Source organism: Nostoc sp., assembly GCF_036919575.1.
In the GTDB taxonomy this organism is placed as follows: Bacteria; Cyanobacteriota; Cyanobacteriia; order Cyanobacteriales; family Nostocaceae; genus Nostoc.
Map to the genome: position 1 here is coordinate 47,060 of NZ_JBALBY010000131.1, position 13,031 is coordinate 60,090.

A 13,031-nucleotide genomic window follows, 5' to 3' on the forward strand; every position below is an offset into this window, starting at 1 on the left:
CACTCGATAAAATAGAGATGTCATCAAAAAATGATGTTAACTCTAACCAGTTTCGGTTTGCCCTAGAAATTTTGAAGCTAATAGCTGAAAAACCTCGAAAAAAAGCCGAGTTAGAAAACCTGTTGTGCGATCGCGGCTTCTATTGTGGCGATTTATCTCAGAAAATTAGTCGCGTCATTGGTAAACTTAAAGACTGCGGTTTCGAGATTCAAGGTGTACCAAATCGTCCTTATAAACTAGTAGAGTCCGTATTTCCCGTAATCCTTTCAGCAGAACAGCGACAAGCCTTAGCAATGGCAGCAGACTTACTTGCAGACTTGGGATTTTCTGCCCCAGCCAGCCAAATTTACCGAATTGGCAATTTTAGTAAAAAAACTCAATCTCACAGTCTGACGGTAGACTTTCATCCCCCTGCTGATTACAGTGAATCCGGGCTGTCTGAAATTGTCCGCCAGTTGGAACAACGCTTTCAAGAGAAACGCCGCTTTGTGATTTGGTATCACAACAACAAAGGGAAAGAGACAATCTGGGATTTAGACAAATCAGAACTGAGATTGCACAATGGCACACTCTATTTATTCGCTTTGGCTCCAGACTTTCGTAGCTATCATATTGAAACTATTCCAAATATTGAGCAGAACTGTACATTTAGAGTTGATCGGATCACCAGAATTGGTGCAGCTTCCCAAACCCCTTGGACTTATAGCAAATTCCCGACCTTGGACATTATCTATCGACTTACGGGCGCTTTAGCAACTTACCAACCCCGTAGACCTCATGAAACAATCATTTCGCCAGAAGAAACTACAGACTACGTTGATATTTTGACCAAAGATGACTGTATATTTTGGTTCCACCAAAGAATGCTGCAATATGGTTCCAGTGCTAAAGTTTTAGATCCGCCTTGGGTTGCTAAACAAGTTAGAGACGTTCTTAAAAAAGCTCACGACAATTACTGTGGGTAATAGAGTTAGAGGGTTTGGAAATATTCATCAACTATCATTGATAGAATAAATCAGGATGAATTTTGATTGTCTTCAGTTATCAGTTGTAAATTTGATAAATTATACCAAATTTCTTACTGATTGCTGTTTATTACTCATTGATTTTGTGAGGAGTTATGCTGCCAACGGAACATCGCGCTGATCGGGTAGTTCTCTATAATATCAGTTGGCAACAATTTGAAAATTTATTAGTAGATTTAGGTGAAAGCCGTGCAACTAGGGTGGCTTATGATGACGGCACGTTAGAGATAATGACACCATTATCAGAACATGAATATTACAAAGAAATAATTGGTGACATCATCAAAGATACGGCTGAGGTTTTAGAACTAGACTATGAATGTTACGGCTCAAGTACCTGCAAACTAGAGCTAAAAAAGGCAGGGATAGAACCTGATAATTGTTTTTATTTCCAAAATGAAGCCTTAATTCGAGGTAAGCTCAAGTTTGATTTAAATCAAGATCCACCTCCTGATTTAGCTTTAGAAATTGATGTTACTAGTAAATCATTAGATCGCTTTCCTATTTATGCGCGGTTAGGTGTGCCTGAAATCTGGTGTTATGATTCTGGAGAAATCAAAATTTACCGGTTACAAGGTGAGGAATATTTCCAAAGAGAAAGGAGTTTAGTGTTTCCTAATTTAAAAATTCAAGAGATTCCCTCACTAATTGAAAGATATCGTATGGTAGGAAGACGGGTTTTCCGACAAGCAATCAGAGAGTGGGTAAGGGGACAGATGAGTTAGATAAGATACTGGGTGGAGGGTGCGATCGCTGTTTGGATATTCAATTATGAGTAAGCAGAGAATAGTATCTTGACAGTTCTATATGCTCTCAAAACAGTTTTCAAAATCCCAAGTTTTTGCAAGAGCGCAAAGAAGTGGTTTAATTTTCTCATTAGCTGTCTTGACAATTTTACTAACAGACATTGCTCCTTCTTGATGTCCGGCATGATCTAAGCCATTTCGCACAGGTCGGAGAGCATTCCATAACTGAATCAATTTATCCTTCTCAGCCCATGTATCATGGATTATTCTGCCGTACTCATTTAGTTCTTCAACAGTAAGATCATTACGGCTAACCATCTCAACACCAGATATGGCTCTGGCAATTAGATTTTCACGAGTACTAATTTTCAGGGTAAATGGCAAACCGAGACGGTGAGTTACTGCATTTATTAGCCACTCACGAGCTAAACTCATCGCCTCAATTAAACGATTGTTATTGTGATACCACATAATCAAACGGAATTGCGCCTCTAATGCTTTTTTAGTATCTTGCTGAAAGTCACCGATAAAATTACCAAAGGTATCAGTAATACGCTGTCGTAGCATTTCAAATGGTGGCGCTGTAAGCTGCAATTGTTCTTGTGCTTTTAGCAAATCAGACTCAAGACTTTGAGCTTTGTTTGCTAACTGTAATGGTTGACAAAGAAGGGTAGCAAGAGATACATCTGATAGTGTTGTTGCTGCTTTCTTCGTTATATTACTAGCTGCGCCATCTGGATTAAGTAGTTTAGCAAGTCTTTGTGCGTCACCAGTTTGAATGAATTGATCAGTAGCTGTAATCCAATCAAGCATTCCTACAAATTCTGATAAATCAATTACAGGTGCAGGTAAACCAGTTTTAAAATTACCTAATTCTAATGCACCATAGTAAATAGCATCAATAGTAACATTCTTACCTGCTTTCAAGTAAGCAGCGAATAAGAATACAAGAAAAGGTAAAGATCGAAGTCCATGAGTTATATCAAAAATAACATGATCATTTTCATTAACTTCTCCTGCAATTATTTTAAATGTTTGCCACATCTCTTCAGTGCTTCTGCCAGTTGGAATATCAATTGGTTTAATGCGTGAATCTCCCAAAGCCTCTAGAACAGGCCAAGTATTTTCTCTAGCCTTTTCTGTGACGCAAACTAACATTGTGTCATATTGGCAAAATTGTCGTAAGACCTCTGCAAAAACTCCGCCGACATATTCCTTTTTGTTATGAATATAGGTAGTTTGCAACGCACCGCGATCGCCTAAAAATGTGATAATATTTATTTTGCTCATTTTTTCTGTTCCTTATAATTGTTACTAAGGTAATAAGGGTAAACCAGTTTCATTCCAAAGTGCAGGTAATGAAACTTTAAGTCCACCAGTGCGTTCATTTTCAACAAACCATTTAAAAGCTTCTCCATCTGGATGAGGAGGTACAGGATTTTGTCCTGGTTGTTGACGTTTTCTAGGATAATGAACAGGTTTATTGTCATTAAACCCTTGACATCCACAACAAAATGCCTGAATAAAACGAACTTCTTCAAAAGATTTGCCCTTACCATAAACTTCAGTTACGGTATCTTTGAAAAGTTTTATTGATGTTTCTGCTTCCTTTGGGGATGAATTAGGAATTGAAGTTAGGTAAGAATAGAACTCGCGCCAATGTTCTCCTTTACGAAGGTCAGTTTTATCCCAATTAATAGCTAACTTTATGCTGCCAAAACCTAGCGGTTTTCCACCTCCTAAACGATTAGAATAATTTTCAGGAAGAGATAACAACCAAAGCAATGCGCCAAGTTCAACATCCGAAAGGTTAGTTACGTCAACATTAAAACTGAAACTGGTATTGGGTTTTACCCAAGCTTTAATAGAACGATTTTGATCATCTCTTTGTTCTATATTATTTTTTTTAGGTCTACGATATTCTTGGAAATGCTCCTCTTGTGGTTTTTGTGTTCTATCATCAACAGGATTCTTCCAATATTGTGCAGGTAAATTACTATGGTGAGGATAAACTTTGCGTCCTCTTAAAGCATAACTACTTTGATAAGTATCTTCTTTTGATATTCCTTTATCAAGTGGTGTTCCTTTGTTGTCTTTAGCTATGTAAAATCTGGCTTGTTGTGGTTTAGGTTCTCCAAGAATGGCGAGGGGAAAACCGTTATCTCCAAATGATTCTACAGAAGCATCTGAATTGCATTCTACTGAATTAACTCGTAAATTGCCTTTATAAGAACCTTGACCATCTTGATTAACCCAACCAAATACTCTATCTGCTGGAGAAAGAGAATTAATTTTAGTTGAAGGTTTGAGATTGCTGTCTAATAATTCATCAGGAGATACATTATATAATCGTCGAGAAATAGATACAGGAAATAACGCTGTAACTTTATTATTTTTAAGTTCTATATAACATAAAGTACCTTCTTCTAGCTCTAGTTCACTAGCTTCATAGATATGACGCGACCATCCTGTTTTTCCTGGTGTACCACCAAGATAATCTTGTGGGGTTTGATTATTCTTACGACGATTGTCTAAATCTTTGGCATGAGTTTCTTGATAATTATTGATAAGTTCTCGCCAGAGAGATTTAATGTCATCTGTAATAATTATTGTTTCATTGTCATTCCTCTCGACAAAAACTCGCTCATATTTTTTACCATTAATATTTGTACCTGTTACTAATACCCATCCTTTCAACCATTCACCCTCACCTGGATAAGTTGCATCCCATTTTCTAATTCGCGTTACTATCCCTTTATTAAGCCTTACCCAAACTTCATCACCATATTGAGGTAATTCGTTTGAGTCATCATACCTAACAGCTTCTCTACTCTCACCTTTATCTCGTAAATTACTACTTTTTTGATAGCGTGGTAATCTGGCTGTATTACCTAGCAGATCAGGTGTTTCCATTAGTCTTAAAACTAATTGATTATTTTTGCATTCAACTCTAGCAGGGATAAGATCATTTTTGGTAGACATCCTCAAAGCTAAACGGTCTTCATGCTTGGCAAATATTGAAAGTCGAGAATTAGTTATAGCTTCATAAGCCGATCGCAACATTCCTTTAATTGAAGTCGGTGGTAAATATGGTTTACCATCCGCATCTAGTCGAATTGGATAAATTTTGTGATCTGTTCCTTGTGCTTTTGCTGCATCAGGAATCAGTAAGGGTGTAACTGTGGTTAAGGTAACGGAAATTCTACCACTCCAGTAATTATCTAGATAAGAACTGTGTCCGCAAGGAGTGCGATCGCCTAATTCCCCATCTACGTTACGTGGAAGTGCAGGAACAAAGTTATAGGGGTTGTGAAAGTCTCCTGGTGTATTATTTTTAGGTGAACTATGAGATGAACGAACTGGTTGTGGTAGTGCTGTTACTTCTTTTTTTACTGTGGGAGTGACAGTTTGAGCAGATTCAAAAGGCTTACCTTTTTCGCGTATATTTTTTGGTTGTCCACCAATTTCTTCTAATTCAACTTCTACATTATTGAGTTTAGCGATCGCTGCTTTTTTAATTTCTAATAAATCTGTTGATAATGCAGAATCGGCAACTACACAACTACTGAATGCACCTTTACTATTAGTAAATTGCAATTGAACTTTTCCATTCTTGGTAACACTTAATTTTCCTGTTAACATTATTCCACCACCAATTTTAGTAATCTTTCTTCTACAACTGATACATTCCCATATTCCTCATCAGCTTTTAGATATTCAACAGCCTTCAAATAAACTCGTTGATTAGTAGTTAACCCTGTGACTGGAACATCTATAGAACCGATACGAGCAGTGGCTAGTTTTCCCCATCCCGAAGTTGATACCGTTTTAACTCCTTTACCCCATAAAATATATTGTTGCTTAACAGTATCTAATACCTCTATTTCAGAAATATCTTCATCTAAATAATTTGAAATATTTTGTTCAGAAATCAAAACTGCTTTACCTTCACCGTTCCATTCATTTAACCAACGTAACTCAAAATTTTGATTAAATGCTCGGAATTCAAAAACTTTATCAAGGGATAAAGACTCATTTTTTGCATTTTTTAAATCTCCATTTTGTTCAACTTTAGCAAATTGACAGCAAGTAGGAGAGTAAATAATAGCGACTCCTTCAGACAATGCTGTTTTACACTCTTCTATAGCTGATTTGAGAGTAATCTTGTCTTTTGTACATCTTCCGTATAAAATTACCATTAATTACCTGCCTTATTTTGTGCCTGAATCCAACTTTTCCAATCATTATTTAAAGTATCTAAAAATTCAGTATCTAAGCCAGTTAGACTACCATTTAGTAGAGTTAAATTTGTGAATTTAGTTAAATCAGATGGCAAATTTTTACCATCAATCACAATACTATTGACTTTAATTGAACCCATACCTCTATTTGTTCCATATCCTAAAGGAATACGACCATCTGCTAAATCACGTAAGCATAACAAAAGTAGAGAAATAGCAGATAATCTATTTTCATGAAGACGATTAATATCTAAAGTAAGATATATAGGTTGCCAGTTTATTTTCATCAAGTCTAAATTGCTGTATAACATACCATCAGCAGCGCCTCCAGTCCATCTATCTACTGCTACATGAAAAGCTTGTTGGACGTTTTGAAGATTAGCATTATCTAGTGCTTCTCTCAGATTTTTTTCGTTAGTAGCAGCTTCTATATTCCCCCAATCTGAAGGAGTAATAGGTTTGTTAGCATAGCAATCATCAATAAATAGTGAACTAATACCTTTTCTAGTTTCGTGATTGGCTTTTGCTCTTGTACCAAATAAATACTCAACCAAAGGAGCCTCGATTTGCTCCATAAAATTAGAAGATTCCTTTATTGATAAAGCACAAACAGTTCTAATAATACGTTCTGCTTGAAAACGTAAAGCACCTTTAATTGAACTACCTGGTAAAACAAAGGTAAGGCTATTTTCAACAGCACTAACTAAAGGAAGAATATCTACAGCAATGCCATTACCTTCAGCTTTTACCATTAACGGACTTTGTGGTTGCCAGTTAATTTCAAAAGTTAATTTTGGCTTTTGAGAAGGAGTGATCTTGCTTTGTAAAAAGCTATTAGTAACGATATCATCATTACCCTGCAATGCTTTTAATATACCGTCGCGTTGACTCAGCTTAGATTCATGGATGCTGAAATTAAGTAACTTGACTTTCCCTAATCCTCTTGTTTTTGCAGCACCTAACCGAATTTCCCCATTTTTCAAAGATTCAACCAATAAAGCCAAACTATTTTTATATTCTGTTGCCTTTTCAGATTCTAAAGGTACTTCCAAGGTGATATTTAATGGTATTTTAGAGCCTTTAGGTAGTATTGCACGGTCATATTTAACTTGTTCTGCGGCTGTACCCCATTCTCTGTTAATACCTACACCATCTCTAATTTCAGCATTTACACCCTGGATAGGTGCATCTTCAACAAGAATAAAACTAGCATGACCATCAGAATCTTCTTGTTCTTGAGAACCCCATACCTTATTTCCTTGCTGAGACTCTCCTATCCAACTACGAAAAGCCCCAGCTAAACTTGTTCCTGGAATGTAATATTGACCTTGACCATTAATAGCTAAAGGCAAATCTATTTGAGGATTACCGCCAACTCCGCCTACATGAATAGGACTTTGGGCAATTAATATACCACTAACTTTAATTCGAGATGATATTTTACGCGCCATAGAATTTTTCTCTTTGTTTTTGAGTGTTTTTTTGCTGATTTTCAAGCTTACGTTTATGAGCGCGGATACAAGCATCCATCAGAATTTGTACCGCTTCTGACCACAATTCTTGTTTCAGTTTTTCTTCTCCTGTTTTAGTCAGGGTAAATTCAGCAAATCCTTGTTTATGTCCTAATTTTGTTAAAGCTGATGATAGATGTTCCCAAGTTTCTGTAGGATTGGTGATTAATTGACGAAGTTTATCTAAACTACCACTTGGCCATTTATCAGCACGATTTTTAGTTTCCTGTAAATGTTGAATCCATCTTCTTATATCTGCATCTTCTGGTGATTCTAGGCGAGTCATAACTGAGCGTAAACTTCCCAGTTGACTCATAGGGGGTTGACTTTCTCCATTTTCAATTCTTATATCTAAAATTTGAGTACGAGAAGTATCGTCAGAAGCTAAAAGTAAAGATGCTCGATGAATAATTTCTCTCCAGGCTGCTTTTTCAATGATACGAGCATAATCAATAATATCTTGCTCATCTTCAAGATAATGATTGGAATTATTCGGAGAATCTTCTGGTTGATTATCTATTGCTTTTTCTTGTTGCTCTAGTGTTGAGATTGGTTTTATTAAGATTGGATCGTTAAAACAAATTTGACCATAGCCTTCTGCTCTCCGTTCACCGATACCTCTTGATTGAATCTGAGTTAATAATTGTGGCTCAAGTGTTTCTGTAAATTTAAAAACAACACAAGTTCCCGCAGCAAGTCCAACTAATGAAGGTCGAGGTAATCCCCAGCGTACTTGCCAAGAATCTATTCGATGTGTTCTCGCTATAAATGAAAGTTTTTTATCTTCACAAGATTTACGAGCGAGTTTAACTTGTAGATGAGTTTCTAACTCTTTTTGGAGATACTTTATGTCAGTTGTTGGTCGTAATCTTTCATCTCTCAACAATACATCAGAAAGTAACCATACGGTTAATTCATCATCGGTAGTTTCTAGGTCTTGGTGTTTAGATTCTTGATGATTTAGCAATGTTAAACATATCTCGCCATAATCATCTTTTTTTGATTGTCCAATACGATAATTACCATTTAAAGAATTGCGCCAATTTTTGGTATCTTTATCTAGAACATCTGCGATGGTTTTACTCAACTTCAATTTAGCTTGTAACTTAGTTCCTGGTTGAATAGCTTCATAACTATAAATGCCTCCTAAATCACTGGTAGGACGTTGAACTTTATCTTCAATAGTGTTATGAGTTCCCACAGTCATTTGGACTGTTTTATGTTTAGGCAGATCGTTTCCATCTGTAGAGCCAATATACCCTGCTCGATAACCTTTTAATTGTCCTTCTGGTTCATTTTCACAAAAGCGGTTATAGACTTTACCTCCTTTATCTAATCCACCTCCTAATTTTTCATAGAAAAGTGCTAAAGGAACAGGTCTTCCTTGCTGTTCATTTACTTCTAAAGTAGCGTTAGTTAGGATTATCTCACCATGAGCGATAGCATTACCTAAATCTACTCCTAGACCACTTATTTTTTTGACAATTAATCTTAGTAAATGAGTTCCAGGAATATAATCGAGTGTTTCAACTACGTTACCAACAGTTCGATTGGAAATAATCAAAGGAGATTTAGTAGTAATTCCTAAGCTGACTTCCACCCATTCTTTATTTTCAGTGTTGGGAATATTTTCTGTATTTGTTGCATCTTCTTTCTCTGATAAATCAGGAATTGATGTTGCTTGAGGATATTTTTGAATACAATTAATCCAATTAGTAAGCGTTTTGACACTTTCCTTAATTACTACTTGGCACTTTCCTGTTCCTCTGCGACGTTTACCACCTAGACGTTCTACAAACTTAGTTCCGGCAACTAACAAAGAATAAGCAACTTCTTTTTGGTCTTTACTTGCCGGCAAATTGAGTTCACATTCTGCTTCAAGTACAGTCCCACCTCTAACTACTTCTTCAAACCTGAGAAATTTTTCAATAGCACAGCCAGATTCAGCATCTATGCTAATTCCTGGCTTCACAAAAGTTACAGCATTTTTGAGACTAGGTTTACTGTTCAGAATTGCTCTTAAAGCCTTAGAAAAATATGCTGGACGTATTGATAAAGCCGCAGGACGAGGGGCTATTTCTATTGCTTCTTCTGCTAAAGCAGGTTGTTCTCCAAATAAATAATCTACCCACTGTTGCCAAGCACCATTTTCAATACCATTATCTAAACCAAAAGCTACTAATTCACAAGCATCTCGCAAAATCCCTGTAAGACTTTTAGCTGGTATATAGGGAAGTCCATCTTGGTCTTTTTGCACTAAGCTGTCAATATCTCCAGGTATTCCTGTACCAGAACCAATGTGCCAATCACTGGTAAATTTTATTTTAATAGTTAATTTTTCTAGTTTCAAAGGTGCGGTAGTAAATTTATTTGCTATGATGTTATTTGATGTTTGAGATGGGTTTATATGACTTTTTTTATATTTATCCTTTCTGCTCATTATTTTTCTCCTCTACATTTAAAAACTCTGCTGCATCTATAGCATCTAATAATCCAGTAATGTAAATTTCTGAATCTGTTTCTTCTTTTTGAAATAAAGAATCTTCGCTACCTGCTAGCGTAATAATTCCCTGCTCAATATAACGATTTTTTATTAATAAATACCTAGCATCAGCTATACTTTTACCTAAAAACAATCCTGCTCTAAGGTCGTGGATTTGGCTATTAGGTAATTGTCGCTTATTGTTATTATTCTCATCTTTAGCTAAAAGAACTTGTATTTTCTCTTTTAACTTATAAAATTGATGAAATCTAGCCCATTTTAAATCTTTTGCTCCTTGAATATCAGCTTCAGCAGTAACTACATAAGGACGGACGTGTAATTTTTGACCTTTGCTTTCTAGCTTGCTACGGATACTTTTGAAATCAATATTACTAGAATCATAAAGTATATGGAAATCAAAAGCAGAACAAGGATAAGGTTTCTCTGTTTCTGGATGAGTTACTTTTTTCTTAACTTCTTTGGCAGACTGCATCAATGATTCAGCTAATTTATAAGCTACTGAAAATGGAAATTTGGGTTTAATAATTGCTATTCCTGCACAAGCAGAAAGACGATTAACGCCTAATGCTTTTTCGGCAATTGCTGAAATAATTTTATTTTCACGAGTTTCTTCTTCAAAACTTTTTAGGAATATTTGAGTAAATTTGATAGCATTTTTACCATCACATACTACAGTTAAATCATCGCCTCCTAAGACTAATGGTATTACCATAACTAATTTTTTATCAGGAGAGTCAAAAGCATGAATAGCTGAATTAAAAGCCTTTTCTGTACAGATATCTAAAGCAATAGAAAATCTTCTTAATTTATCTACATAATTTCTATTGGCTTCTGCACAATTTTGATTGCAAATTTCTATATGCTTATTAAAATTTATAAAAATTTCTCCTAAACCATTTCCATCTGCATGAATAACAGATAACCATCTTCCCTCTTTATCGGGATATGCAATTAATTCTCGAATACTACCAGGAAAATTTATACCAGGGTTCTCTTTTTTTATTAATTCTCTAATTCGTTCCAACCCTTTTTCACTATAGTTGACTTTACTGCTACTAACTACAGACCTAATTACAGGCTTATTTTCAAAATCAAAGCCTATTTCAGAAGCAGGTAAGCCACTCGTAGAACATTCATCTATTACTGGTAAACGCAAAAACCGTAAATCAGGAGCGGGTCTTTGAGAGCGAAATGTTGCAAATTCTTGATGTATTTTACGATTGGCTTCTCCTAAAGTCTCCTGATACCAATCAAATCCATGTATAACACCACAGATATCTAAACCTGGTGCTTCAATTAGGGCTTTATGAGTGACATATTGAATAATTCGTTTAGCAGTTACCTTGTCTTTTATTAATAACAGTGCTTTACCTGAAGTTGCAATAATAACTTCAACCTTAACATCATCAGATGAAGTAATAGGTTTATTTAATGTTTCATCTAGTAGTTTATTTATGAGTTGATAATTATCTGCCCATAGCGTCCAAAGTGCAGAATTAGTTACTTGTTGAACAGCTTCTAAAACCCATTTTGTACCAGCTAGATATGTTAATTCAGAAGCACCAATGTTTTCCTTGAGCTTGTTAGTTGAAAAAATGTAGTTTTGATTTCCAGATGTCTCAATTAATACTAATTGCATAATCTATTTTTAGTTTTTAGAGATTGAATTTACAAATTTGTGTCAGCAATAAATCCTCAGATGGCGGATTTTTCTGATAACCCACCACACAACCCCACCAAAACCCGCGCCAAAGCCTGCACCATCGGACGAGAAGAAACATCCTCTCCCCGTGCGAGGTAATGAACGCTACCAGTTAATAACGGTGATTGGCTAACAATCTCATCTTCGTTACCGTGATAATCACTGTGAAGATTCGCAATGATATGTATATTCAAATCCCGACAAAACTCTTCCCATAGCGGAACTTCTTCCTTGCTGCGATCGCCAGCTAAAATTACTGCATGAGTCGCCTCACGCATGATGACTCGATTTTGTTCCGTGATTTTCCCGCCCACATCAATGATATTGAGTGGTGTATTAGCACTCCGTACCCAACCCGCAGCTTTGTGTGCAAACTCTGGGGTGAACTTGACTTTATACTCATCCTTCAATCGTCTTGCTAAATCTGGATCTCGCCGTGCGGCATCAGAAAACCATGCACCTTCGCCATCTGGACAAGCTGTAATCACATAAGGATACGGTGCGCCTTCAATCTGAGAGATTGCTTGCTTTAAACCTTCACGCAGACATGACTTACCAGACTGTGGCGGACCACAAAGTACAACTTTGAGAATTGGTTTACTCTTCTGGGGTTCATCCGTTTCAATTAGTTCGCCTATCTTGTATGCCGGAGTTTGTGTAGCCGCAACTATATAAGTTTTGTATCCTGGCCTACCAATCTTAGGATCAAAAACAGCGATCGCACCATAAAGCTGAGATATCTTATGGCCTATCAGATAACTCACAGCCACAGATGCTGGGCCATCAATCTTTAGTAGTTTTCCTCCTGAAAGTTCACCCGATACGACCATTTCATCTAAACGTGCTGCTGCATCCCGTATTACTTGATCGCCATTAGCATCTTTACCAAACTTGACTTTCAAAACGTCGCCTTCCAGACTTATGTGATACGCTGTCATAGAACTTATTAGTAACTACATTTACCTCCTCTATCAGTCAAATATCAATCAATTAAGTCTCCTAGTTTATACGATGGATTGTGTGTGATACAAATGACATATTTACCTAATTTCGGATCGTAAAAAGCAACTGCTCCGTAAATATGAGCAAGCTTATGTGCTAAAACGAATGCTACAGGAATAGAAATAGGCCCATTAATTTTGAGTAACGACCCTCCTGTGAGTTCTCCTGATGTTGCCATTTCCTCCAATCGGGCTGCTGCATCACGCACAATCTGGTCATTTTGAGCAGGTTCACCGAACTTAACACTTAGAATTCCGTCTTTTAGCTCAATTTTGTAAGTACTCATTACCTTTAGATTTAT

Annotated in this window: 10 protein-coding genes; 2 read left to right on the forward strand and 8 right to left on the reverse strand. The window is 36.4% G+C overall.

Annotated features, from left to right (window positions below; all coding sequences use genetic code 11):
- Positions 1-17 precede the first annotated feature (17 nt).
- Complete coding sequence (locus V7K27_RS35765; protein ID WP_334953602.1) at positions 18-965, forward strand: WYL domain-containing protein; 948 nt, start codon at positions 18-20, stop codon at positions 963-965.
- A gap of 155 nt (positions 966-1,120) precedes the next feature.
- Positions 1,121-1,750 carry a Uma2 family endonuclease gene (locus tag V7K27_RS35770; RefSeq protein WP_334953603.1) on the forward strand — a complete coding sequence of 210 codons (630 nt, stop codon included), beginning with the start codon at positions 1,121-1,123 and terminating at the stop codon, positions 1,748-1,750.
- A gap of 78 nt (positions 1,751-1,828) precedes the next feature.
- Here V7K27_RS35770 and csx2 read toward each other — a convergent pair whose 3' ends face one another.
- Genes csx2 through V7K27_RS35810 form a run of 8 tightly spaced genes read right to left on the reverse strand, consistent with a single transcriptional unit; the run spans position 1,829 to position 13,016 of the window.
- Positions 1,829-3,061: a TIGR02221 family CRISPR-associated protein gene (csx2, locus tag V7K27_RS35775; RefSeq protein WP_334953604.1), complete on the reverse strand. Its 1,233-nt coding sequence runs from the start codon at positions 3,059-3,061 to the stop codon at positions 1,829-1,831.
- A 24-nt stretch (positions 3,062-3,085) separates the two neighbouring features.
- Positions 3,086-5,413 (reverse strand): TIGR03986 family type III CRISPR-associated RAMP protein, encoded by a 2,328-nt coding sequence (locus V7K27_RS35780; protein WP_334953605.1) that lies wholly within the window; start codon positions 5,411-5,413, stop codon positions 3,086-3,088.
- Positions 5,413-5,970: a type III-D CRISPR-associated protein Csx19 gene (csx19, locus tag V7K27_RS35785; protein WP_334953606.1), complete on the reverse strand. Its 558-nt coding sequence runs from the start codon at positions 5,968-5,970 to the stop codon at positions 5,413-5,415. The genes V7K27_RS35780 and csx19 overlap by 1 nt, the downstream gene beginning before the upstream one ends.
- Entirely contained in the window at positions 5,970-7,463 is a 1,494-nt protein-coding gene (locus tag V7K27_RS35790) for an RAMP superfamily CRISPR-associated protein (RefSeq protein ID WP_334953607.1), read from the reverse strand. The genes csx19 and V7K27_RS35790 overlap by 1 nt, the downstream gene beginning before the upstream one ends.
- Entirely contained in the window at positions 7,453-9,963 is a 2,511-nt protein-coding gene (locus V7K27_RS35795; protein WP_334953608.1) for an RAMP superfamily CRISPR-associated protein, read from the reverse strand. Before V7K27_RS35795 ends, V7K27_RS35790 begins: the two co-directional genes overlap by 11 nt.
- On the reverse strand, positions 9,947-11,665 hold the full coding sequence (locus tag V7K27_RS35800) for a Cas10/Cmr2 second palm domain-containing protein (protein ID WP_334953609.1): 1,719 nt from the start codon (positions 11,663-11,665) through the stop codon (positions 9,947-9,949). Before V7K27_RS35800 ends, V7K27_RS35795 begins: the two co-directional genes overlap by 17 nt.
- Before the next feature lie 56 nt (positions 11,666-11,721).
- Positions 11,722-12,666, reverse strand: a complete 945-nt coding sequence (locus V7K27_RS35805; protein ID WP_334953610.1) for a CRISPR-associated protein Csx3 — start codon at positions 12,664-12,666, stop codon at positions 11,722-11,724.
- Positions 12,667-12,710: 44 nt separating this feature from the next.
- The gene (locus V7K27_RS35810; protein WP_334953612.1) at positions 12,711-13,016 is read right to left on the reverse strand and encodes a CRISPR-associated protein Csx3; all 306 of its coding nucleotides are present in this window, start codon (positions 13,014-13,016) and stop codon (positions 12,711-12,713) included.
- Positions 13,017-13,031: the final 15 nt, after the last annotated feature.